Source organism: Legionella erythra (assembly GCF_001467615.1).
In the GTDB taxonomy this organism is placed as follows: Bacteria; Pseudomonadota; Gammaproteobacteria; order Legionellales; family Legionellaceae; genus Legionella_C; species Legionella_C erythra.
This window is the reverse complement of the sequence record NZ_LNYA01000021.1, coordinates 20,419-45,993: the sequence shown is the minus strand read 5'-3', so window position 1 is coordinate 45,993 and position 25,575 is coordinate 20,419. Positions and strand designations below refer to the sequence as shown.

Sequence of the window (25,575 nt, the reverse complement as noted above, 5' to 3'; positions counted from 1 at the left end):
ACGAATCAAGGAATAATGACCGACAAATAGCAACAATTGCCGCACTATCCCAAGTATCCCTCATCCGGGATCTTAATGGATACCCGCTTGCGCGGGCAGGACGACAAGGGCAGGCTGTATTTATTATAAACTGCCGAAATAAGTCTGGTATAAACTCAAATAGCGGTTATCTCGATCAATGCGTTTAATTTGAGTATTAATCTGCTCAATCAATGCGGCATTTTTTGCGGATGCAACAATGGCTATCCCTTGACCGACTGACATGGGCTTGCCAAGGGTTTTAAATTGCCCCCCGCCATTCTGTACCCAATAAACAGCAGTTGATTGATGGAAAAATGCCGCCGTGACCTCGCTGTTTTTCAAGGCCTCAATTAAATCTTCCATGTCATTGTAAAATTCAATTTTAAATTGACCGGTAAATTTTTCCTTGAGGTATCGATAAAAAACGCCCCCGTCTTCTTCCCCGCGAATTACCCCTATGCGCTGGTCCGCTAATTGAGACAGGGTATCCAGTGTGCTGTCGTTTTTAATCAAAAATTGCCCATAGCTTACCATGTAAGGCAGGCTGTAAATAAATTTGTCACTGTTTTTGGAATAAATAGTAATGCCGCCGATAGCTATATCAATCGTTCCCTGCTTTAATGCGGGAAATAATTCATGGTAGTCCATGGGAACAATTTCACAATCACGCCTTAATTTTTCACAGATAATGCGAATAATGTCCAGATCAAATCCGCTGTTGGCTGCCGTGACGAAGGGCGGGTAAAAATAGACAGTCCCTACTTTCAAATTGGCTTGTGCCGGTAAAATCCAAACCAATATCCACGCACAAACAATCCATTTGAACCATGACCTCATTTTATATACCCCCCAGAACGTCATCCAGCAGGCTCAGGTACTTCCTGTCGACCTGATATTCCTTGTGCAGATATTTGTGAATAAACAACGTCAGTGCAGCCGACTTGGAGGGCGGTGCCTCCCCTGCCTGTAATTCTCTTGCCAATGCCACGGCCGCTGTCAGTACCGCCATTTCCTCTACTACCGGGCCAATCAGCAAGGTCTGTTCCTCCATAGGCAGGGTCTTTAGCCGGCGGGTATCCTCGATTAATCCCTCAAGGGCAAGCCCAAACAAGGCGTTGCCGACATCGCCAAGCGGTTTAAGCAATTGCGATAAATGAGCAAACAAAATGTCATCCACATTCCGTTTATGGATATCTTTTAAAATCTGCATCCACAAGGTAAAGTGCGTGCCCTCCCAGTTTTCACAGACAAGGCTATCACGAAGCAGCCTTGGCAGGGAGGAAAACGTTTCGATGGTGCCATTACCTGCCAGAATATCCAAACAGTGGTGAATGTTTTCCACTGAGCGTTTGGCGGTAAAATATTTATTCAGATTGGCCAATGTCCGCAGCAGAAGTTCATCTTTTTTATCCGGTTGGTCTGAGGCGTCCCACTCATCCTGGCAACGCACCATATGAAAAATGCTGGCCAGCATGGCCGTGTTTTCTGCCTGAATGTGCGCGAGCGTTTCTTTAACCAGGGGGTAATGAATCAGGGGATTGCCAAAAGCCTGACGATTACACGCGTAGTAATACGCTGTCTGACAGGCGCGTCTTGCCATGCCCAGCACGGAAAACGCGTTAAAAATACGGGATAAATGCAGGACATTTTCCATCACCAGATGAATTCCCTCCCGCACATCACCCACCGGATAAGCCAGGGCCTTATCAAAATCGATTTCCGCCGTGGCCATGGAACGGGTCCCGATTTTTTGCTTGAGCCGTCTGATGTGGTACTGATTGAGGCGGCCGTCAGGCAGGCGTTGCGGCACCAGAAACAAGCCCAGCCCCTTCGTACCGGGTATTTCGGCATCATAACGTGCGGTTAATAAAATCAATTCAGCATTGGCATTGGAACAAAACCACTTTTCCCCTGTTATCCGCCATTGCTTTTGTTCATCCTGATAAGCCGTGCAGGCGTTGGCGCCAACATCGGAGCCACCCTGGATCTCGGTCAAGAATTGGGCACCGGTAAAATTATCCGAAAAGGAGGGATGGCTTAACTTCTCTAAATACTGTGCCGCTTCAGCCAACTCGGGCTGATGACTTAACACCCGCATAACCCCTGCTGAACAGGCAATCGGGCAATGATGGCCCGCTTCTCCAGCATGCGAGGACAATAAAAAGAGACTTAAGGTTTTAAGCATGTGACCGGGTTGCAACAGGTAAGCCATTAACCCCGAACCATAAATGATGTTTCCCGCTTCAATGTAGGCGGGATGATGAATCACCCGATCCTGCCGCTCCCCAAAAGCATTGTAATGGTCGACAGAAGGCAGGTTGGCATCCTTATTATTCTCCATGACCACGGCTTCAAGCACGGGGATGCTGCGGGCAAAATCTTTAAGGCTCTGAATAAATGCAACATCCTCTGGGAAATAACACTGATAGGTATGCATTAAACCGGAATCAGGCCGCAGCAAATTATCCCTCAATTGAGCTTCCCAGTGACGAAACTGCGCCCTGGCATCCTGGTAATCCCTTACCTCACTCATCCAACCTCCTGGTTTGGTTACTATTCATTCATGAAACGCTGCGGTTCCTATCTAAAAAGATTTACTCTATTCTTAAGTCCGCTGCAACCGTTAACCTTGTAAAATGTGCAAACGTGCGCTGTTTGGCGCCAGACGCTCCGCAATATGAATAGCTGATACAATCGCATCCTCATGCGAACCAATGTCATTCATCCACATGCCGGCAAACCAGAGATTGTATTGCCCCTGCTCGGCCTGTGCCGCTTTTTGAGCCTCAAAGAACGCCTTATCCGTGTAGGGATGCTGGTATTTAATCAGCGCATAAAGATGGTTAGGCGTCTGGCTGCCTTTATCACCCGGCGCACGTATATCATGGGTGACCCAGCTTTTGAAAACCGGGGTTTTGCTCTTCCATTTTTTGTAAATGGTCATGGCGGAATTCACCCCGTCATAACGCACATTCGCTACCCGCCAGTCTTTTTCTTTTGGCGGCATGAAGCGTCTGTCGCCATGAATGGCAATCTGTGTATCATAATACCTGACTCTGGCCAGGGTTTTCATCAAGGCTTCCCGCTCGGGCAGGGACTTCATCAATTGGGCGGCTATTTTAGCATTGGTAGCAAACACAAGGTGATCAAATTCACGGCGCGTGCCGTTGTCTTCTTCAATGACATAGGCCCCCTGTTCAAACGTGATATTGGCGATATGGCTGTTTAAGTGAATGCGGCTGTTTTTGAGATCCCGGCTCATGCGCGTTATATAACTGGATAAACCCGTCTCCACTTCAAACCACTCGTTGCTGCTGTTGTCATAACTGGTCACCATGTATTGCAATACGCTGAACGCTGAGAAGGTTCGTATTTCGTCACTGGTCACGCCCCAGCCTGCAGCCAGGAAGGGGTATAGAAACGTGTCTTTAAATACCTCGGTGATATGAATACTATCCGCCAGTACTTCGAGCGTTAAAGTGCTGTCTTTCTCCTCCATCACATGATGGCCGACATCAAGCACCACTTTCATGTTCATGAGTTTTCTAAGATTGGAGGGCGTCAGCGACTGCCACTCGACCTGACCATCATGATAAGGGGGTAATATAATTAAATCACTGCCATCTGTATCATAATACGTGGTCACCAGCGTAAAGGGCTTAACGGCTATTTTATAAAAATTCAATAATCGCATGAAATGAGGATAAGCATACTGATTAAAAAATTCAGCCCCTGCTTCTACAACGATTTTTTTGCCATCCACTTCCACGTCAATTGAGTTGGCATGCCCGCCCAGACGATCCTGGGATTCATAGAGGGTTACTTCATGATCCTGCTCAAGCAACCAGGCACTGACTACACCGGCTGCGCCGCCGCCGATGATGGCTACTCGGTCTGCCCATACCGCACTGTGCAAGGAAAAGAAAAAGAAAAAACAGGAAATAATGAATTTTGACATAAGCACTCCTTGCAATTTCGGTAATAACACGCGGCCTAGCATACTAATGCCTGTCATCGGTGCTGTCAATTTTTGCTACAGTCTTAAGCCCACCCCATAATCGCGCTTTGATTAAAGGCCAGTCCTTGGCAATGATACTGAAAACCACCGTATCCGTAATCAGGCCCTGATGATGAATCATATGCTGACGTAAAAGCCCTTCCTCGCTTGCCCCCAGTTTTTTTAACTGATTATAAGACCGCTTATTACGGGGATCCGTGGCAATTTGGACACGGTTAAACTGCCATTGCTCAAACGCCTGAGCTAACATCAGGGCAAAGACTTCAGGGTTAACGCCGCAACCCCAAAACGAAGGTTTAAGCCAGCCATACCCGATTTCCAGACGACGATGCGCAGGAACAATGTCATAATAACTGCGGCTGCCCATCACCAGGTCATCGTTTAAGCGGCGGATAACGTAGGTCAGTTGCGTTTTATCTGCCTGCTTTGCAAGGCTGTCTGCAAACCAGGCGTCAAAAAAGGCGCCATGCGCCTGCATGGGCATGTAAGTCCAGATCCGCTCATCATCCGCCGCTCGCTGCAATGCTTCGCGATGCGCGGGCAAAAGCGGCTCAAGATAAAAGCTGTTTCCTTGCAGAATAGGTAAGGGCAACGTATTCATTGCGTCCATGAGTTGATTTAAGAGAGCCAAAGCTTAGCATGGGTCATGGCAGACGGGTACCTGTTGCATCAGGTCGCCAAGGCTTTTGAGTTTTCCATGGTTTCCTCTACCCAGGGGTAAAATTCATTGAGTATACCCACGGTATTTTTCAACTGCCGCACATTCACATACTCCGTATACCCGCCCTCCAGCTGCCAGTAAACACGGCAAAGGGTGTCGGGGTATGTTTTGATCATTTCGACAATTTTTTGTGTGAAATGAAATATATCCTCATCGCTAAAACGCCGGCTATGGCTTTCTTTTGAGCTCAGTGTATGGTCTTTTCCGATTTCTTTACCGCAGGGGGCTTCTTCCATTTCGTGCGAATCCCAACCTGTGGGGAGAAAAAGCATGACGTTTTCTTTCTTTTTCGCGGCATTTACCAATAAAGTCTCGAGCGCTTCCAAGGCATAATGCAAAGCGGCATGGCATCCCCTGCGCTGCCGTGAGCAGAGGGCCAAATCCACGCTGTGGTAGCACTTATTGCCTTTTTGCCAAACCCGGCCATGCTCTTCAATCGGCGCCCCCATGCGTTCCTGCAACACCCCGTCATCCTGCCAGGGATAAACCCGCGAATCATAAATGTCAATGTGGGTAAACGACTGCGTTGTCGTCTCTGCCATTAACACACTGTTTAAGCCATCATCCCTGTTGATATCGGTTCCGATAATGACCGTGTGAAAAGGGGCGTCTGCTGTTAATTCCTCATAAGCCATCACCACGGCTAATTTGTTCAGAAGACAAAAACCCGCCCCCCGATCACGGTAGGCATGATGGGTTGGCAAACCCAGACAAAAGTTAAATTGCTGGCGCTGCTCAAGCGTTGTCAGGAGCTCATGAATTAACACTTCAAAGGTTAGATGACCACAGAGAATATCGATATCGATTTCCTTGACCTTGCCCGGTGCTAATGCGGCACAGGTTTTGACTAAGGACACAAGATAAGCCTTATCATGCACCTTCAGTAAGGCTTTAAGCACGGGGTTATCCTCAGGAATGGCGTCAAAAGCAGCCTTAGCCAGGGTTATTTCCCGGCTGCGAATGGCCTGACACAGCACGAGCCAGGGCAGGCGATCAATCCAGTGGTGACTCACGGGTGACAGCGTTTCCGTGAGCTGTTGTGGTTTCAGTTGTGTCTTCAGGGTTTTAACCAATTTAAGCAAACGGGCGAGTTGATCCTGCTTGCCGCCCGCATACATGCCACGCATGGCAAGGATTTCATCATAGGCAGGAGCCTGATAGGTAATCGCAGTTGGCCACTTTTTTTTTACCAGGTCCAATTCGATAACCTGCTCAGTCAATTGTTCCATGCTCTTGATTTGCCGAAGAATGGCGTATTTAGACTCATTCTCAAGATGATTAAAAAAAGGGGACGATTTGATTTCCTTAAGGTGTTGGCCACAGGCTTTTAACCCCTGTAAAAAAGCGGCGTTGTGATGGCTGAATTGATAAGCCCATTGACTCAAGCGCTGCTTTTCAGCCAACACAGCATGGGTTTTGAATTGGTAAAGCAATTCCTCAAGTTTCATAGTGAATCCCTTTGGGGCATAATCAATTTACTTTGCACTACCAGAGCATGAGAAGCAAGCGCCGGCTCACAGTGGTTTTAGCGCCTTGCCTTGATTACTCAGCACGGCAAAAACGCTTCGCCCTTCATTTTTGTAAATGAGTTGATCAAAACAATAATTGGCCGCATAAGCAATGCCGCGGCCACTTTTGGCGTCGGATAAATTTTTATTGACGGTTAAGTACGGTTTATAATCAAAACCAAGGCCAGGGTCGGTAATATTGATGTAGGTGCCCTCTTCCTTTTTATAAATGGACAATTCAATGCTTTTCCCCTTAAAGGCTGGATCGCGCAGGCGGCGGTTTAACTCAGCGAAATATTGTTTGTCAGCAATCAACTGGTGTTTTAAGTCAAAACCGAGCTGGTACACGCCATGCTCAAACGCATTTAACAGCAATTCATAAATACCCCGGCGAAGCTGCGGCGTGTTTAAGGACGCCTTGGCAATGGCTCTGGATAAAGGAGCAACCTGACGGATGTGGTTTAAGACAAATTTTGCTGTATTCAGGGTATTAATAAACTCCAAAACCGGGACTTTGTGGCGCTGATGCTGCTGAATAAGCGTCGTTAGAGAGCCGCTGAAAAAATCCCTGGACAGGGGCGGCTTAAGCACAATGAGATTACGGCTGTATTTTCTGGCTATATTATCCTGGTTGTCAGTAATCACAATAATGGAGGCGTCAGAGGCCATGCTTAAGTACTTCAGGTGATAGGATATGTCGATAGCGCCGGGTAATAATACAATCAAGTCGTGATTGATAAGGCGCAACCGGTGCCATCTTAAATCATCAAAACCCGCATGATGCGCGTTAACCATGAATGATTTGTCGATGAAATCAAGATTCGCCATGTCACTCGGGTTCTCTGTTACAATTAACATGATTATCGCTCCACTAACCCGCTATCCATTGAACGGTAAACAGGCTTCAGCAGATACTCCAATACGGTGCGCTCACCCGTGATGATTTCTGCTTTAATCAGCATGCCGGGCATCAGGTATTTTTTCTCATCCCTGACCATGACATAATTCTGCTTCAGACGGACTTTTCCTTCATAATAAGGCTCAGCACTGTTCTTGTCGTCATTTAATGTTCCTGCGGAAATATGGTAGAGATCCCCTTTAATGAGGCCGTATTTGATGTAATCATAGGCGCTGACTTTTATCCATACCGGATCACCCAGCTTGACATGGCCGATGTCGTTCGGACTGATATGCAGCGTTGCAATTAACGGGCTATCAAGCGGCACAATTTCAAATAATTTTTTATTGGGGTAAATGGACTCCCCTACCTCATTGACATATCGGGCATTGATGATGCCGGCGACTGGGGCCCGTAAATGCCGGCGATTGGATTTTTGCTTCAGTTTTTTAATCAACTCATTATTCTCATTGATTTCTTCATCGATTTGTTCATATTGATGGTTCAGGGTATTTTTACGGTTAGCATCAAAGGAACTTAGTTTGAACCGATACTCCTGGACTGATTTTTCAAGTTTTTCTATTTCAAGCCCCATGGCGGTAAACTCCCGGTTTAAAGCCAGAATCCGCTGCTCCTCTTCAAGCATTTTCAATTTCGAGGCATGGCCTTCATTGGCTAAAGTTTTATACATGGCCATAATTTTTGTTGCAATTTCGATTTCCTTGGCCCGGTATTGACGGTTCGAAAGCAGGGTTTTTAAATGAATCTCCTGTTGATTCAGCTGCTTGGTCAGGATAATTTTCTCGGATTTGGCGGCTTTAAGCATGTCATGGTAGATAGCCATCTGCTCGTCAATCAGCTTGTTGTCTTTGGTGTATTGCTCAAATTTCGGTTTTTCGCCATTAAGAGCGCTTTTTAAACGTTCTTTTTGAAATTTAAGCATCAGGTTCTTGCTCTCCACCCGCGCAACATCTTCCTTGACACCAATGCCATCCAGGGTCAAGAGGATCTGCCCTTCACGAACCGCCTCGCCTTCCTTCACCAGAATTTTGGTGACAACCCCGCCATCGAAATGTTGAAGCGTGATGATATTTTTCTGCGGCTGGATTTCCCCTTTGGCAATGGCCGCTTCTTTTATGGAGGTTACCGAAGCGATGGCGATGAAACCGATCAGGATCACGATAAAAAGCAGCGACATGGCTTTAATGAGACTGGGGTTGAATAACTCGTGGTTTTTTGAGGTTTGATACAGAAAAATATCGTTTTCCTTTTTCAAAACCAGCGGCGTTTTGGTCTTATCCCGTCTGATTTTAGCGGTAACCATGAGTTTTTGCTGTGGCGAACGGCCTGTTACACGCCTGTAAAGACGATAAAACAGCTTGCGTATCGCCTGCATCCACTCCCCCATTCTTCCCTCGTTGCTTTTGTTCATTTCAATAATTTACTTTTAAGATTAATCGTCTGATCGGCCATCCGGCAGATTTGGTCATCATCGGTCACAATGACTATTGTTTTGTCATGCCGCCATTGTTGTAAATCCATTAAAAATTTATGCCAGGTCTTTGGTGGGAATGAATCCCTGTTCAAACCATCGATGAGTTTAATGGTCGCATGACTGGCATACAGTTTTGCCATGGCAATGGATTTCAGCCATTTTTTCGATAGATAACTGAGGTTATCGGCGCTGATGTAAGTATTTAAACCCTCTGGCAATTTACTGAGCTCATCAGCCATAAACAGTGAAGTAAACAAGTCATCCACATCGTCTTTCGTCAAATACGGGTTCACGATTTGAATATTGTCATAAATGGTTCCCTGGATAATGTTCTCCGATTGATGGATATAGCAAATCTGGTTTCGCAGCGAGTGAATGTTTAGCTGATTGATGTCATAATCATCGATTAGAACCTTGCCAATATTGGGTTTGATAAAACCGGTAATTAACTTAAGCAGGGTTGATTTTCCAACACCGCTTTCGCCGGTTATGGCAATCAATTGCCCCACCTTGATAACCATCGAAAAATTTTTTAACACGAACTGTTTATTGGAATTGTAAAAGACGCCTATATTGGCCAGCCGGATGTGATTTTTAATTTCTATGGTTTTTTTAAGGCCGCTGTGAGCATCATATTCATCGGGAAGTTCGAGAAAATTATCAATCTGCTGGATGGTGCGATAGAGCTTCTCGGAGCGGACCATGGTCGATGACGCCACTTGAATGGGGGAAAAAATGCGCCAGGAAAGAAAAACAGTAGCCAATAAAATGTCCACCGTGATTTGATTGGACCACACCAGATAAATGCCCGCACATAAAGTAATCAGAATCCCCACATTGGTAATCCATTTACCATAATTGTCGACAAAATTACTGGCGAATTCTGCCTTGAGATTGTAATACGTGGCCTGTTCGGATAAGGCATTGAGCTTTCGTGTGTAGTAGCGCTCAAGCCCCTGATAATGCAAGGTATTTAATTTGTCGAGATAAATGGCCGTGAGATAATATTTCTCCGTATTGATCAGCGTATTTTTTTTGATTCTTGCCGCCAGAATGCGATGAAAGAATGCAAGGCAAAGGGCTAAAAGGATAAAACCCGCGGCAAAAATAACCGTAAAGAGATAATGAAAGTAACTGATTAACAGGATCATCAGCAAAATAGCCGGCAGCTCGAGCAGTGTTGAGAAAATGGGGCCTGTAAAAAAATCGCGCACCGATGAAAAAGAACGGATGCGGGCTATCTGCGACGGCAGGGAGAGTTTTTCAATGATCGGTAGAGGCAGCTGATTTAACTTATTCAGCACTTCATTGGTCACGATGTAATCCACGCGGCTGCCTAACCAGGACAGCACACCCGCACGGAAGTAACGCAATAATTGCTCGCAGAGCAACAAGGAAATCACACTGGCAGTCACCACCATCAGGTTTGAGGTGTCATGCGAAACAATCACGCGATTGTAGGTGTAAATAATATAAAGCGGCATCACCAACGAAAATAAATGCAGCACGATGGAAATAAAAACCAGCTTGCCAATCACAAAGCGAAAACGGGTCAACAAGGCGACGAACCAGGATCGCCCCAGGAATTTAAGCACGCCCCGGCTTAAATCAAACCGCTCCTGTTCAAACGTTTCAAAGGTATAAACCAGATAACTTTTATCAATGAATAAGGCCTCAAACGCGGTGTAGGAGTCATTAAAGGGGTCATAACAGATAATCGTCTCGTTTTCACGAAACAGGACACGGGCATGATTATCAATATCTGCCCCCTTGATTAACAGGCAGGGGAACGTTAATTTTTCAAGCGAACTGCAACCCCGTGACTGCCGGGTCACATAACCTAACTGGGATAAACCATTAGTCATATTGATGATATTCGGTTTGTCGATTTGATGTGGGATCGATTTTAAAATGGTATTGAAATCATGGATGAGGGTCGGATTTAATTTAATGGTCAGTAAAATATAGGCATTTAAATAAATGTCAAAATGAATGTTTTTAAATGAGTGGCTTAAGCTTGAGACATTCGAAAGCCCCCTCATTATTTTTTCTTTTAATTGCTGCAGCGCGTCTTTATTCATAAGCGCCCACCTATAAATTCTCGATATCCAGCGCGTGATAACGGCATTCATCCAGCCGATAACAATAATCCGCAATGTTCACCAGGTTATAATCATTGGATAAGATGAGCATCGCAGACTGTTCGCGTATGGCTTTTAAAAATTTAAACAGCATCTGGTATAATTGTTCATCAACGTACTCATCGTCTGTATCCACAATAACCACCCGCGGCCTGAAAATATAACAACGCACCAGAAGAATCTTCACGCGCAGGCTTAAAGGCAATTCCTGCAGTGTATTGGCGTTTAAAACAGTCTGGAAACCATATTCCAGTTGCAAAATGTCATGTTTCATATTAAACAACTGACAGAGTGCTTCGATTTCTTCGTCGGCAATATCCCGTCCGCCGGTCATGTTCTCCAAAATCGTGCCGTTGATAAAATGCTCTTCAATGGTGATATAGCCCACCAGATGATGAAATTGCTCACTGCTTAACTTATACAACGGGTTACCCAACACACGGATATCACCGCTATCGGGCTTAATGGCGCCGGTCAGCAGTTTTTTTAAAAGGGCTCGTTGATGGCTGTTCATCTGTGTAATTGCCGCACACTGACCAATAGTTAACTGGATAGTTAAACCTGAAATGGCAGGCTTGCTGGTTTTATAATTTTCCTTCACGGTGACTTTTTCCATATCCAGGGCATACAAGTATTTAGCGCTCAACTGGCCTTTGAGGTATGTGCGGGTATTCTGGTTATAAAAATCCAGCAGCTTTTCATTGGAGTTTAGGTAAGTCGCGACTCGAAACCACAGCGTCAACATTTCGCGTATCGGGTTGGTCAGGCGTCCGGCGATAATGATGGTGGCAATGAGGGTCCCAAATGTCAGGTAGCCGGTTATCACCTGCGATGCGCCAATCACCAGAGTCGCAACAATCAGAATCTGGGTGGTAAAAGTTGAAAAATTATACAAAAAGGACAGGCTGATAGACAGCTTGTAGGTATTAACCACGGCTTTACGCTCAATGATGTCCTGTTTTTGCAATAGCAGGGATTCATTGGCATACATTTTGGCAATAAAAATGGAGCGTAAAAAATTAATGATGCCAGCCAGCCGCTTTTCGTCAGAACCCGCCCGGTTTTTGTGCTGCCTGATAATCGATAGATTAATGCGGATGGCAATCAGGGTGAAAACCAGCAATACCGCAAGAATGACCAGGCTGAGCTTAATGGATAATAAGGCAATCACCGCTAAAAACAGCACTAAAAACAAAATATCCACCAACGCAACATAGAGCTGGCGGTAAATAAAGTCATTGGTTTTCGATAACTCGTTTATAATCTCGCTTTTTTCAGCCAACGATAAATGAACCAGTTTTTCAGGCTTAATACGGGCGAATTGCTGAATGGCCCGGATGAATTCCACATGCTTGTTCTTATTGGCGTAATAAGAAATCAGGTTGCTGCGTAACAGGCGGAATAAAAATTCAAACGCAATAAACAGGAAAGCCCCGAGCGTCAGAATAAAAAAGGTTGAGAAATTCTGGTTGGTTATGATGCGGTCATACGCTTGCAGAGTATAAACCGGGAGGGCTAAAGCACAAACATTGATGCTTATCGATAACGCAATCAACAGGCCGTTTTCCCTGATTTTATGAAATAACACGCCAGTTGAAAAATGAGCCACACCCATTCTCTTTCCCTGAAAATGATTCCAATATCAACTTACGCGGTATTTCTACCAAGTTGGGCTATTACTCCTGTTATCCAAAAAGCCCGCCATGGCTATCATACAACCCCAGATGGTCAATGGCATCATTCACCTGGCCTACCGTGGCATCCACACTCATGTCTGCTTCATTAATGACGGTCTCTGATCCGTCATTTGCCGCCTCAAGCGTTGACGCAATGGCATCATAAATCGCATCACTTCCATCATTTTCAACGACAAGTGCCTCCTGCGCTGCCGTATCACTGCTGTCAGCCGATTCATCATTAACCGCCAGGGTGGTCTCAAACAGATTAATAATCTGACTGACTTCCTGGTCGACATTATTCAGAAGATCCGAGCTTACGGCACTGTCTTCTGCTTCATTAATCAGGGGTGCATCGGCGGTCATACCGCCATCAAGCAATCCTTCACTTAAATCGCCGCTGACATCACCTAAATCAAGACCGTCTGCTATATTATCGGTTGTCTCGCTGACATCTTCAATCACCGGGTTGACAAAAGAACCGGAATCGTCACCCGTCAGGTCAGAATCCAGCGCGTCCAAAAGCCCGCCTTCCTCGCCAGCCAGCACGTCCGTCAGATCCCCTACTCCCTCATCGAGAAGACTGCCGCCTTGCTCCTCGCCTGAAATCGTCCCTGCATCATCCAGCAAGTCATTGACGCTGCCCTGCAGCACCTCGCCGACATTATCCACAATGTCCTGAAGGCCATCATCGGTGTTAATGATCTCCTCACCATTCAGATTCAAGACATCGTCGATTAAAGAATCATCCTCTCCCAGCAAATCAAGGGAATTGTCAAGGACATTGTCATCACTCAGCAGGGATGTTCCTAAATCCTGAACCACATTCGTGTCATTGGTGATATTGAAATCATTCAGATCAATCACGCCATGGTCAGTTAATCCCAGTTCAATCTGATCAAAGGGTAACTCAGGAATTACCGCATCCAGGGCTGAATCCACCGCCCCCACCACCGGGAGGTCTGCAGTGATGCCATCCACCTGCCCGAGCATATCACCCAGCGTCTCGTGAACACTGGTAACAATCGGGCTATTTTCAATAAGGCCCGTATCAATGTTGATATTTAAAAAGTCGCTGGTCAATTCGAAAGCAGCCTGGCGGATAATGCTGTCATTAAGAAGAGAGTAGGTGTTGGCCAGACTGGATAAATCGAATTGGTTGAGTAAATCACTGCTTAAACCAAGATCTATATCCAGGTTAAATTCAATGGTACCCAACACATCACCAAGAATTTCGGTGGTGATGCTGCCTAATACCTGCGTTGTGTTGGTCAGCGTCTCAAACAGTGAGTGGGTGGTATTGTTTACCACATTAAACACATCGCCTGTGACATCGCCCAAGGTATCGCCCAGGTGATTAACCACATTGTCGACATGGTTTAACGCGGTATCCCCCAGTTCAGTGACATTGACCAGGGTGTTATCGACCAGGCTGGTGGTGGAATCAATCAGTGTATTAACCTGATTTGTCGTATTATTCAGGGTATTGTTAATCAGCGTGTTGGTTGAATCAATGGCATTATTGACCACCGTGGTATCGACAACATGGACATCGATATCAGAATCGCCTTCTATCGTGGTGGTGTGATGATTATCAACCGTCGTGGCATGATTCTCTACATGTGACTGGTTGTTTACGGTCGTATGGCTGGCATTGCCGCCGCTTCTGTCACCGCTGGCATTGGCTGCCGCCCGTTCGCTCATCTGGCCATTTAAACCACCGGCTCCGCCAGCATGACCGGGTAGCGGGTTATCGAAAGCCGCATCGCCGCCGCCCATGGTTTTTATGGCTTCCTCATTGACGCCCAGCAAAGCCGCTGTGCTGGTTGCCGCACTAACGGCATGTTGAGCTGGATTAGCGCTGTCTAAGGGCTGCTCGGCATGACTGTTTCCATCGCTTTCGTCTCCGGCATCGATTGGGGTATTGGCCGCACCCGGCAAACTACCTGTCTGCTCAAGCGAATATTGTTCCTGCGCCAGGTTAAATGACGCGTTGTCAGCAGAACCTGGGCGGCTCGACTCATAAGTGGTTGATTGAGAAGCGGTTGCATCATTGGCATTTAACTCAAATTGATCCATCAAATAGAGTTTGGAGTTTAATGCGCTGTATTGACCACCCGTTTCAGAGTAGTTAATGTCGCTCATACTGGCATTCATAGGAAAAACTCCCGCACTGTACAGCTGGGCATTATTTGAAAGCTCATTAAAATCGACTGCGTACTGTATAAATTTAGCACAAACCCGGTGATAATGGTTATTATTGCTAAAAAATTTACTTAAATGAACGGCATGGCCAGCCAAGAGCTATACTAATAGCAATGACAACGAGCGTTGACAGGGATTTTGTGAAGAAACAGGTACTTATCGTCGATGACGATGAAAGCATCCGCATCAGGCTAGGCAGCCTGCTCGGAAACAATGGCTACGACGTATTCACCGCCGAAAGTGCTAACGCCGGTTTTGAAATCTTGAAGTCACAGCCTATCCCCGTGATTATTTCCGATCACCGCATGCCGGAGCTAAGTGGCGCGGAATTTCTTGAGATCGTAAAAAATGAATACCCCCATACTGTCCGCATGGTTTTGAGCGAATACGAAGATTTTGCCGCTATGGCCGACGCCTTTAACAAAGGTGCGATTTATAAATTCATTGCCAAAAAATGGAATGACAGGGAGTTGTTAAACCATGTGGATGCAGCCTTTGTCTGCTACGAAGAATTAAACAGGCAACAGGCCTTAAACAGCAGTCTCAGTAAAGCCATCGAAGCGGTGGTGATTACCAGCAAGGATGGTTTAATTACATCAGTTAATGAATCCTTTGAACTGCTGATGGCCTTTAGAAGCGAGGATATTCTCGGTAAACGCCTCGATATTTTTGACGGAACGCTTAAGCAGCTCGAGGAGATTCAGGAGGGTTTAAATCAAAATGGCTGCTGGCAGGGGCGCTTAAAAGCCATTAAGCGGGATAAAACAAGCTTCCCAATTTTTCTCTCTATTACTACCATCAAGAATAACCTGGGTTTAGTGACCCAGGTCGCTTATTATTTCATTGACATCAGCGAGAAACAGCTGATGGAAGAACAACTGAATTATGAAATCATTCACGATAAATTAACCGGTCTTATCAATCGCAAAAGCTTTACCGACGAGTTGACCCAGTGGATAAAATCATGCCCGACTGATCAGGCCGTCGTGGTCATTGCCATTGATCTCGAACGATTCCGCAATATTAACAATGTGTTGGGAACCCAAGCCGGTGATGAAATCCTCACATCCTCGGCGCAACGGCTTAAAAAAATTCTGGTTGATTATAACGGCCTTGTGGCTCGCATCGGTGATGATCAGTTTGCCATCGGGGTAAAAACCTTTAAAGACAGCACGGATATTTTTGATTTGATTGACAAAATTGTTGACAATTTGAAGCTGCCCTTCAATTATAACAATAAAAACATCTACATGGATGTGAACACAGGCTCCAGCACTTACCCCGAGGACGGGCAAGAGGCCGTCATTTTGCTGCAGAATGCCATTACAGCGTCCAATCTGGCCAAACGAATTGGCAAAAAAAACTACATTAATTTTAAACCCGAACTCAATAAGCTTTCCCAGGAAGACATGATTCTGATAAGCGACATCCGCCTCGGGATAAAAAATAATGAATTTGTCTTTTATTACCAGCCCAAAATAGAGCTAAAAACCGGCAGAATTGTCGGCGCAGAGGCGCTGTTGCGCTGGAACCATCCCAAACATGGCGTGCTTTTACCCAAAGATTTTTTAAGCATTTGCGAGGAAACATACCTCATTGTCGATATCGAACGTAAAATGCTCTACGAGGGCTGCGACTTCCTCAATAAATTAAATAAACTCGGCAACAATGATTTGACCATTAGCTTAAATATATCCGCTCAGGAATTCAAATGTGCCAATATTTATGTCCTGCTTAAAGATATTATTAAAAAAACAGATTTGCCCCCTCATCTCATTGAACTTGAAATTACCGAGTCCAATCTCCTCCATAATCTATATGATATAAAAAATTACCTCGATAAAATTCAGAGTTTGGGCATTCAATTGTCGCTGGATGATTTCGGCAAGGGTTATTCGTCACTGAAATACCTAACCGTTTTGCCCTTTGATATTGTCAAAATTGATAAAAGCTTTCTCAAAAACATTGAACATGAAAACCGCAAACAGGTTATCTTTACGGCGATGGTTGAATTATGCAGTAAAATTGGTTTAAAAACAGTCATCGAAGGCGTCGAAACCCCGTCACAATTACAGTTTGTCAAGCAATTGCCATGCGATTATATCCAGGGCTTTTTAATTTCCGAACCCCTGTCTGAGGCGCATTTTCTTGAATTTGTCAAAGCCCGCTATGTTAAAAACGCGCTATTGCAATAACTGGGCGATGCGAGCCAGCAATTTGTTGGAATCGAACGGTTTTTCAAAAAAAGCCGCTGCACCATACTCCTCCGCCTTTTTCTTCAATTCCGGCTTTTTATTGGCGGTCATAAAAATAATGGGAATATTACCGACCTGGGGAAGGCATTTGACGCGTTCTGCCAGAAGAAAGCCGTCGCCTGCCGGAATGGAAATATCCAGCAAAATAAGATCGGGTACATTATTAACCACATGGTTCACGCCTTGCACTACATCAGCGGCCGTGTCTACCTGATAGTTGCAGGATTTTAAGCGAATGGTAAGCGCTTTGGCGATGTCCTTGTCGTCTTCAACAATGAGTATTTTTTTCATGCGGCATCCTGCCATCTATGAGCACTGATATGGAAATTTTAGTATAAATTGACTCCCTTTACCAGGTTCGCTGTCAACGCTGACATCGCCGCCATGCAGGAGCATAATCTGTTTACAAATGTATAAACCCAATCCCAGGCCGGCATTGGAACCCACGTGGTGAGTATTGGCCTGAAACAGCCGGTCAAATATTTTTTGTTGATGTTCTTTTTCAATGCCGCAGCCATGATCAATCACCGCGACCTCGATAACATTTGACGCATTATTCCTGGAGAGCTCGATTTGGATGACTTCGTTGTCAGGTGAAAATTTAATGGCATTGTTAATGAGAATTAACAGCGCTTGAAAAACCCGCGCTTCATCAACATGAACCAGCAATTCCTCTGCCAGCGGTTTAAACGTAAGCGTAATGTGTTTATGGCTGGCGATGACGCGGCTGGTATTGAGGGCTTCATCGATAATGTACCTGATGTTCACCGGCGTACAATTTAATTGGTATTTACCAGTAGAAATACGGCCGATTTCCAGCAAATCATTGATGTATTGCGTCAGTTGTTTGCAATTGCGGTGACAGATATCCAGGTATTCTTTCTGATCAGCAGTGAGTTCACCGGCAATGCCATCGCGCATGATATTAATAAACTCAAGCGTCGAGGTCAGCGGCGTTTTGAGCTCATGGGAAATCACCTGATAAAAATTGCTGATTTCTTCCGTCTTAAGTTTAAGCATGCGATTGCTTTCTTCCAGTTTTTTATTGGTTTTAAGAAGCTCCAATTTGAGGTTGTTCTTATAAAGCACATTGTTAATCGTGCTGTTTAAAAGAGAAGCCGACAGGTTTTTTTTAGGAATAAATTCCGAAATACCATAATGAATAGCCTGAGAAGCCATCTGAATGTCATTGGAACTCGATAGCATAATCACCGGCAAACCCAACGCGTCCCCGCCCCCCGAATGGCTGGCATTTAAGCGTTGAAGCACCTCAAGCCCCGTGCGATCATTAATATGATAATCCAGCAATAATAAGGCGTAGTTATCTTTGTGAATGGACGTCAAATCCGCCGGTACTTCATCGTACCAGTCCAAATCAATTGCATAGTCCGTATTTTTTTTACAAAAATGACTGACAATGTCATGCATGGATTGCTCATCATCAATTAATGCAATTCGTATTGTTTCCATTGTTGTCTTGTTCTGATTTGATTAATAATTCGATGCCCGTACTCACCGGTGAGGGTTGGCTCTCGTCGCTTTTTAACAGTGTAAAATAAAAAGTGGTGCCATCCCCCGGGGTCGATTCAAGCCAGATTGAGCCTTTATGCCGCTCAATGATCCGTTTGGTAATCGTTAACCCGGCACCCGCGCCGCCGCCGTATTCTTCCTTTTTGTGCAGGCGTTGAAAAATTTCAAACACCGTGTCGATTTTGCTCTTCTCAATGCCGATGCCATTGTCTTTGACATAAAAGCAGACGCTTTCTTGACTGGATTTTTCAGGGGCATAGCCGATATGTATGAACGGCTCTGGCTTGTCATTGTATTTTAAACCATTGGTAATCAAGTTGGTAAAGACCTCGTTTAACCGTGATTCGTCTGCCATCACCTGGGGTAAATGACCATCGACCTTGACGATGGCGTTTTTTTGCTTAAGTAAGTGATGGATAGTGTCCTTAACGTCATTGATAATACCTTGGGCATCAAGGGATTTAAGGTTGAGTTTCAGGTTCCCAACTTTGGAATAATGAAGCAGCGACTCCAACAATAACTCCAGCCGACCACAGCTTTTTATCAATGAATTTAAAAACCCAACACCGGCTTCATCCAATAATCCCACGTAATCGTCTTTAAGAATCATGGCATAATTTTTAATGCCCCTTAAGGGCTCTTTTAAATCATGGGAAGCAATGTAGGCAAAGGATTGCAACTCTTTATTGGATGCCTCAAGCTCAGCCATTAATTCGCGGATTTTGATTTCATTGCGTTTGAGTTCGGTGATATCGCGAATAATCAGTGAAATGCCGAAATGGTCTTTGTCATAACGGATTAAATTCAGACTGGCCATGAAATAATTGGGTTCGGCACCCTGCGAATGGATGGAAAACTCATACTGCATGCTTTCGTTGGTCTCGATAAGCTGTTTAAGCTTGGCGGTTAATAATTCAGCATGATTTTTATGCAAAATGGAATGGATTGGCTTTAAAACAGCCTCGCTCTCGTTTAAACCAAACACGCGGGCAGCGCCATTATTCCAGGAATCAATCTGGAATTGGGAATCAAGGGAAACCACGGCATCCTCGGTTTGCCGGACAATGGTGGAAAGCCTCATCTCCTGCTCCCTGGCCTTTAATTCTGCACTGATGTCATGGATAAAAAAGCAGAAAATCGGGCTGCCGTCATCCGACTTTACCGGAAAACAGCAGGAAGCGACTGAAATTTTTTTATTGTGATTATTAATAATATGAAATGTTTCCCGTTTACCGATGTATTTGGTTTTTTGATTGGACAGGTAATGGTTAATATCCCTTTCCAGAGTCAGTTTGGCATCGGCGGTACCAATAAGAACCTGAGAAATGGATTTATTGATGACATTATTCTTGACCTGCCCAACCAATGCGGCTGCCTGAGGATTCCATTCAATGATTTTGCCGCTTTTGTTGGTGATAATGACTGCTTCCAGGGTATTGTCGATGATGCTTTGCAGCAGGTTACGGTTAGCCTGTAATTTGGACTCAATCTTTTTGATGCTGCTGATGTTAGTAATGTATAAAAATGCCGCATTCGTCCCCTCTTCCCGGGCCAGGACACCGTCGACTGTAACCGGGATTTGATTGCCGTCAAACGTAACAATCTCAGCTGCATATTGGTGCAATACTCCTTTGCGCTGCAGGGTATGCAAAACCTTGCGCAGTTTCTTTTCCTCGTCTTTGGGAAAGAGGCTGGTAATTGATTGGCCAATGACTTGATAAGGGTGGGCGACTTGAAGGGTTGACGCAAGCATGTCGTTAATCTGTAGAATCTGGCCGCTTAATACGTCGATTTTGGCAATCATGGATGGCGATTGGTAAAAAAGCATTTGCATTAAACCGTCCTGCTCCCCCCCGAGCGGCGTAGGTGTTCGGTTTATGCCATCATAAAGCAGCAGGCAAAGCAGTAACAGGCCAGGCAGCCAATACGGGTTGACCTGCATAAACACCAGCATGACCGCGACCAGCAACAGTAAGGCATAAATCAGAATTTTTTTACTCACGGCATCATCCCTGGCCATTTCTGGATTCCGGCACCCATCATTTGGAATGTTATTCCTTTATACCAACCATAGCCTGTGGGCGACTATTTGCAAGTTAGGGCTGTCTTCCCAACCCTCTCCAGAGGGTTGGGGAGGTACACCCTTGACGCGTCTCTCCCGCCTCGAGGAGGCCATCGTCTCTACCACACCTGACAACGCGTCTTATTCACCATCGGGCTGTTCGCCGGTATAGCAAAAGCGGTTATAAACTGGGGCATATTGGCCATGCTGCCATTCACTCGATAAATCATCGGGGGATGCGGGTCGACCGTAATCAGGTGACGGGCTTGTTCGGGGCGGATGTTGGAAGCCCAGACATGAGCTGTTCCCAGGAAAAATTGTTGTTCCGGCGTCAGGTTATCAATCACGGACGCCTGTTGATACGCGGGTGAATTCACAAACGCATGATAAGCCAAGGTTAAACCGCCCAAATCCGCTGTCGCTTCGCCGGCAACCAATTGCCCCTGAACGTGCAAATCGTCAATTTTGTATCGGGAAAATTGGTCGATGATGCATTGGGTGGCTGCCTTAAATTTTTTTAAATCCGCCGCCGTCCACCAGGTTTTTAAATTACCATACCCGTCAAATTGAGCCCCTTGGTCATCAAAACCATGCGTTATCTCATGCCCCATCACAAAACCAATACCACCGTAATTCACAGCGGCGGCTGCGTTCTGATCAAAAAAAGGTGGCTGTAGAATGCCGGCAGGAATGGTGATGTTGTTCATGGATGGATCGTAATAAGCATTCACGGTTTGCGGAGGCATGGCCCATTCGCTGCGATCGATGGGTTTGCCTATTTTATCCAACTCCCTTTTGATCAAAAATTGATTAGCCCGGATCACGTTAAGGACGTAAGGGCCTCTATCAATCTGCAGGCTGGAATAATCCCACCATTTATCAGGGTAGCCGACCCGCTCCTCCATTAAGGCCAGTTTTTTCAAGGCGGCCTTTTTAGTTTCAGGCGCCATCCAGCTTAATGATTCAATATCCTTACGCAAGGCTTGATGCACTTGCTTTAAAATGGTCAACGCTTCCTTTTTAGCCTCTGGCGGGAAATTCTGTTCAACGTACAATTTACCGATAGCAAAACCCAGGGCAGCATTTTCAGTGGCCACAACCCGTTTCCACCGGGGCTGAAGCGTTTGAGCGCCTGTTAATTGAGACATCATATGAAAATTCTGGTTCACAAAAGGTTCAGAGAGATAGGAGGCAAAGGCATCAATCAGATGCCAGCGCAGATAGGTTTTCCAATCGCTTAAGGGCACCGTGTGCAATTGTTCGTCGGCAACCTTGAAAAAGCCAGGCATAGCCAGGTTAATTTCCTGCAGTTTGGGCTTGCCGATGGCGGCAAAATAAGCGGGCCAGGAGAAATGGGGGGTCGCCGCACGAAGCTGTTTGCGATTCATCCGGTGATAAATCGCCTGGGGATCGCGCTGTTGTGCCGGCGTCAGCGATGCCCTGGCAAGGATGGTTTCCATACGCATCACGGTCTCTGCCTGTTGTTTTGCCTGCGGCGCGGAATCACCCAGTAATAAAAACATGTTCGTCACGTGCTCAACATAGGCCTTACGGATTGAGTCGAATTTTTTCCCAGTCTTTAAGTAATAATCGCGATTGGGAAGACCAAGTCCGCCCTGCGCGGCTGCGGCAATCATTTCCTCGCTGTTTTTAAAATCCTGCATACTCGAAAAATCAAACAGGGCATCGACACCGATCATCTGCAAGTGGGCAATGACCGACTGCAACGCCTCACGGCTATCAATAGCCGCAATGCGAGCCATTTCCGGTTCCAGAGGCTTAACACCCAGAGCATTGATTGTTTTTTCATCCATCCCGCTGAAATAGAAATCCCCTGCTTTCTGCTGGATGCTGCCAGAGGCGGGGTTTGGATGTTTGGCGGCCTCAATCAACAGGCGGTGGATAATTTTCTCCACTTTTAATTGTAAAAGATTGAAACTACCCCAGGTGGCGTACTCTGGCGGGACAGGATTCATTTTTTGCCAATGACCATTGGCGTAGGCAAAAAAATTATCGGCCGGCGATACCGTTAAGTCCCGCCAGTTTAAATGTAGACTTTCGCGCTGCGGATCCGCTGCAACAGAACCTGGTTGCGCCAAGACAGGATTAGATAACAGGATGACTGCCAATACCGGGACGATAAAAAAACGCATGATGATCCTAATCGCACAATTAAACGTTAAGTTTAAGCAAATCAACAGGCGTTAAGCAATCTCTACCGTTCTGCCACGTAGTTTCCCGCCAATGGCGCCTTTTTTTCCTATACTTAAAAAATAATGGTCAGGAATAGGTCGTATGGAAGACAAAAAGCATATTCAGGATGCTCTAAGCCAGGCATCCCAAACGTCTTCATCCCAAGCAGCCCCTTCACCCCGCACATTGACTGAAAACATGGCTTCATCGCCAGATCGATTACAGGATTTCGACCTAAAAAAGCAGGATTTATGGCTAGAGCACAGCAATGCCATTATCGAGGAACTCAGTCACAGCCTGCCTGATTACCCTCAGCAAAAGCCGGTGTTACGCAAGGATATCCGTTGCCCCGAGGAAGTGTTGTTAACCCAGGCTGGCTGTGCCTACGCGTTTTTAGCCAGCAAGCGGCGGGATATTGCCAAACTGCTCAAACAGGGACCCTTGCGCTATCAATTCGGTTTATTTAATAAACCAGGATTTGTATCAACCGATGATTTTAACCTGGTTAAACATTTACCCAACCAAAAAGAAACCATTTACCAGCAATTAACAGCCTTAATCAGTGAAACACCGGCTGATGTGGACATTCATCGCCAAATGGATGAAGCAACAAACGGCATCATTTACACCATCAAAATTAAAATGGCTTCCGACAAATTGAAACGTCAGCATGAGGAGAACTTAAAAAGCCCCATCCCGTTCATCGATGACGACGATACCGATTTAACCATTACGTTTCAGGATTACGGCCTTGATAATCCCAAGACAGCAATTCAGATCGATCATCATCCGACCCCTTTTGCAAAGAACTACAGCAATGATTCCAGTTATTTTTATGTGCAATTTATACTTATTGAGCCTTATGTACGGGCATGCCTCGCCTGGTCAAGCGACAAGGGGATCCACGAATTTTTAAAAAATGCAGGCCGCATGGCACACGCCCTGGCCCATCTGCAGCCCGTGGGACGAGGTAACTCGGCCATTGTGGAGTGGATGATCCGGGCACTGGCTAAAATCAATCACATTGAACTCGGCCCGTTTAATCAGGATGAAAAAATTGGGTGGGATTTTAAAGCCTTTTTAACACCGGATGTAGAACAATACGCAGCCTGGTTCGCCGCCAAAGCCTTTAAACAGTGCGAGATAAAGGACCAAAGTGAGGCATCTACACGCCTTAAAAAATAACGGCGGGCAGAAGGCTGCCCGCATGGTTTAATTACGGTAACCGCTTTTCAAGGGCAGTAAATCAGCCAGATCATTGGCATGCTCTTCCTCTTCTTCAAGAATATGTTCCAGCATGCGGCGGGTGGTTGGATCGTGGTCGCCAAACCAGTCAATCAACTTGCGGTAGACCATGATGGCAATGCGCTCGGCAACCAGGTCTTCTTTTATCAGCGTTTCAAGATCGGTTCCCGTAACAAACTCCGTAGCGGTGCGTGCCATGATTGTTGCTGGATTAAAATCCGGGTTGCCGCCGAGCTGGTTGATCCGCTCGGCTATCATCAACATGTGCTGCTCCTCTTCGAGGGCATGTTCTTCAAACTCAGCCGCAACTTGTATGCAGTCAATGCCTGTAGCAATAATTTGATGATGCCGATACCTGAGCACACAGAGAATTTCGGTCGCCAGCGCGTCATTCAACAGTTTACAGGCGACAGTCAGATCCAAAGGATAATCCGCCGTCACAGCGCCATCGCCAATGGATTTTTGCGCTTCTGAGCGGATTTGGTTAATGTCGTAAGGGGTGGGTTCCATCGTTCTTGATTTCATTGCATGTCCTTATTCCTTTATTTCTCAAAAAGTATAGCCAGAAAGCGGCAATATTGCTCACCAATTGATCGCTTAAAATATGTTTTATACTTAAAGGACAGTAACCTCGGGAGACTTGTCATGAAAAAAACGAAAAACACGGACCATGCCGAAATAAGGGAAATAAAAAATATCTGTGATGTATCCCCGCAATCAAAAGAAGCCAAAAACGTATGCCGAGTGGTGAATCGCAATAAAAAAACCATCGAAACCAAAAAATAACCTGGTTTTTAGCCAGGTTATTTTAGGCTTGAACAGCTTTCACTTGGCATTGATTTAAAACACGAATGATGTCTTTTTTCTGTTCGCTATCGTTATAAGAAACCCATAAGAAAAAACCGCCTTTTTGTTCTTGTTTTACAATACCATAGTTGCGATTATTTTTAATACCTTTGGCGATGATTCTTCCTATAATTCCACCCAATACAATACCTATCAATGCGAAAAATATATTTTCAGATGGCGAATGAATATCGCCAACAAGGAAGACACCAATAGCGACTAAAATGAAGATGGGGATACCATAGGAAAAACCAATAATCCAGCCAAAGTCGTCCTGGAGATAAGGATCTGTTTCGGGGGGATTATGTCCGGCTTGAATAATCTCAGGCGCTACATACGGCACGCCGTATTTTTCAGCGACCTTGGTGGGCGACCCCTGCACGCTGATATTTGGGCGTGCCACAGCATTCGCAAGCAATTCATTTGTCACGAACTCCAGTTGCCTTTCATCGCTTATAATCGCACTTATCTTTCCACTTTCACTATCCATGTCAGGCTCCTCTATGACTCCTGTCAAGAGTATGATTAATATTTGGTAACAGGATCACTCGCAGGAAAAGTTTCAGCCAACTCTTCATCCAGGTGTTTTTCTTCTCTGGCTTTAAGGCTGCTGTAACGTTTAGGATTTTTAATTTTACTTTTCTTATTCCCATCCTGCATATTTTTTGATTTTTTATGCATTTTTCTCTCCCTACTTCGTTGGGGATTTAATAGATACAAAATTTTATTGGATAGTTCCAATATGCCATGGTGATTAACTG

The 25,575-nt window shown here is 45.4% G+C and carries 20 protein-coding genes; 3 read left to right on the top strand and 17 right to left on the bottom strand.

Going from position 1 to position 25,575, the window contains the following annotated elements:
- Positions 1-123: 123 nt before the first annotated feature.
- The 10 genes from Lery_RS04780 to Lery_RS04735 form a co-directional block, all read right to left on the bottom strand.
- Complete coding sequence (locus tag Lery_RS04780; RefSeq protein WP_162262951.1) at positions 124-858, bottom strand: transporter substrate-binding domain-containing protein; 735 nt, start codon at positions 856-858, stop codon at positions 124-126.
- Between the two features lies 1 nt (position 859).
- The gene (locus tag Lery_RS04775) at positions 860-2,554 is read right to left on the bottom strand and encodes an acyl-CoA dehydrogenase family protein (RefSeq protein WP_058526122.1); all 1,695 of its coding nucleotides are present in this window, start codon (positions 2,552-2,554) and stop codon (positions 860-862) included.
- A gap of 90 nt (positions 2,555-2,644) precedes the next feature.
- Complete coding sequence (locus Lery_RS04770) at positions 2,645-3,979, bottom strand: FAD-dependent oxidoreductase (protein WP_162262950.1); 1,335 nt, start codon at positions 3,977-3,979, stop codon at positions 2,645-2,647.
- Between the two features lie 43 nt (positions 3,980-4,022).
- Positions 4,023-4,640, bottom strand: a complete 618-nt coding sequence (locus Lery_RS04765; RefSeq protein ID WP_237759146.1) for a GNAT family N-acetyltransferase — start codon at positions 4,638-4,640, stop codon at positions 4,023-4,025.
- A 68-nt stretch (positions 4,641-4,708) separates the two neighbouring features.
- The gene (locus tag Lery_RS04760; RefSeq protein ID WP_058526119.1) at positions 4,709-6,208 is read right to left on the bottom strand and encodes a hypothetical protein; all 1,500 of its coding nucleotides are present in this window, start codon (positions 6,206-6,208) and stop codon (positions 4,709-4,711) included.
- Positions 6,209-6,274: 66 nt separating this feature from the next.
- Positions 6,275-7,126 carry a hypothetical protein gene (locus tag Lery_RS04755; protein ID WP_058526118.1) on the bottom strand — a complete coding sequence of 284 codons (852 nt, stop codon included), beginning with the start codon at positions 7,124-7,126 and terminating at the stop codon, positions 6,275-6,277.
- Positions 7,127-7,128: 2 nt separating this feature from the next.
- On the bottom strand, positions 7,129-8,598 hold the full coding sequence (locus tag Lery_RS04750) for an HlyD family type I secretion periplasmic adaptor subunit (RefSeq protein WP_082657123.1): 1,470 nt from the start codon (positions 8,596-8,598) through the stop codon (positions 7,129-7,131).
- The gene (locus tag Lery_RS04745; RefSeq protein WP_058526116.1) at positions 8,595-10,742 is read right to left on the bottom strand and encodes an ATP-binding cassette domain-containing protein; all 2,148 of its coding nucleotides are present in this window, start codon (positions 10,740-10,742) and stop codon (positions 8,595-8,597) included. Before Lery_RS04745 ends, Lery_RS04750 begins: the two co-directional genes overlap by 4 nt.
- A gap of 10 nt (positions 10,743-10,752) precedes the next feature.
- Positions 10,753-12,411, bottom strand: coding sequence for an ABC transporter transmembrane domain-containing protein (locus Lery_RS04740; protein WP_162262949.1), 1,659 nt, complete (start codon positions 12,409-12,411; stop codon positions 10,753-10,755).
- Between the two features lie 76 nt (positions 12,412-12,487).
- A complete protein-coding gene (locus Lery_RS04735; RefSeq protein ID WP_058526114.1) occupies positions 12,488-14,635 on the bottom strand; it encodes a hypothetical protein in 2,148 nt (715 codons plus the stop codon).
- A gap of 188 nt (positions 14,636-14,823) precedes the next feature.
- On the opposite strand from Lery_RS04735, the gene Lery_RS04730 reads away from it, so the two are divergent.
- Positions 14,824-16,878 (top strand): EAL domain-containing protein, encoded by a 2,055-nt coding sequence (locus Lery_RS04730; protein WP_162262948.1) that lies wholly within the window; start codon positions 14,824-14,826, stop codon positions 16,876-16,878.
- On the opposite strand, the gene Lery_RS04725 is transcribed toward Lery_RS04730, so the two are convergent.
- The 4 genes from Lery_RS04725 to Lery_RS04710 form a co-directional block, all read right to left on the bottom strand.
- A complete protein-coding gene (locus Lery_RS04725; RefSeq protein WP_058526112.1) occupies positions 16,867-17,229 on the bottom strand; it encodes a response regulator in 363 nt (120 codons plus the stop codon). The two genes, Lery_RS04730 and Lery_RS04725, sit on opposite strands and share 12 nt — an antisense overlap.
- A 15-nt stretch (positions 17,230-17,244) precedes the next feature.
- Complete coding sequence (locus Lery_RS04720) at positions 17,245-18,408, bottom strand: ATP-binding response regulator (protein ID WP_058526111.1); 1,164 nt, start codon at positions 18,406-18,408, stop codon at positions 17,245-17,247.
- Positions 18,380-20,470 (bottom strand): PAS domain-containing sensor histidine kinase, encoded by a 2,091-nt coding sequence (locus Lery_RS04715; protein ID WP_162262947.1) that lies wholly within the window; start codon positions 20,468-20,470, stop codon positions 18,380-18,382. Before Lery_RS04715 ends, Lery_RS04720 begins: the two co-directional genes overlap by 29 nt.
- A gap of 179 nt (positions 20,471-20,649) precedes the next feature.
- On the bottom strand, positions 20,650-22,683 hold the full coding sequence (locus Lery_RS04710) for a M13 family metallopeptidase (protein ID WP_058526109.1): 2,034 nt from the start codon (positions 22,681-22,683) through the stop codon (positions 20,650-20,652).
- 142 nt (positions 22,684-22,825) lie between these two features.
- Here Lery_RS04710 and Lery_RS04705 point away from each other — a divergent pair, with 142 nt between their 5' ends.
- Positions 22,826-23,908, top strand: a complete 1,083-nt coding sequence (locus Lery_RS04705; RefSeq protein ID WP_131751104.1) for a hypothetical protein — start codon at positions 22,826-22,828, stop codon at positions 23,906-23,908.
- Positions 23,909-23,935: 27 nt separating this feature from the next.
- Here the strand turns inward: Lery_RS04705 and Lery_RS04700 are convergent, their stop codons facing one another.
- Positions 23,936-24,493 carry a ferritin-like domain-containing protein gene (locus Lery_RS04700; protein WP_082657121.1) on the bottom strand — a complete coding sequence of 186 codons (558 nt, stop codon included), beginning with the start codon at positions 24,491-24,493 and terminating at the stop codon, positions 23,936-23,938.
- A gap of 120 nt (positions 24,494-24,613) precedes the next feature.
- Here Lery_RS04700 and Lery_RS15240 point away from each other — a divergent pair, with 120 nt between their 5' ends.
- The gene (locus Lery_RS15240) at positions 24,614-24,754 is read left to right on the top strand and encodes a hypothetical protein (RefSeq protein WP_156412476.1); all 141 of its coding nucleotides are present in this window, start codon (positions 24,614-24,616) and stop codon (positions 24,752-24,754) included.
- A 22-nt stretch (positions 24,755-24,776) separates the two neighbouring features.
- Here Lery_RS15240 and Lery_RS04695 read toward each other — a convergent pair whose 3' ends face one another.
- Both Lery_RS04695 and Lery_RS15235 read right to left on the bottom strand, forming a co-directional pair.
- Positions 24,777-25,304: a hypothetical protein gene (locus Lery_RS04695; protein WP_058526107.1), complete on the bottom strand. Its 528-nt coding sequence runs from the start codon at positions 25,302-25,304 to the stop codon at positions 24,777-24,779.
- Positions 25,305-25,339: 35 nt separating this feature from the next.
- On the bottom strand, positions 25,340-25,495 hold the full coding sequence (locus tag Lery_RS15235) for a hypothetical protein (protein ID WP_156412475.1): 156 nt from the start codon (positions 25,493-25,495) through the stop codon (positions 25,340-25,342).
- Positions 25,496-25,575 lie beyond the last annotated feature (80 nt).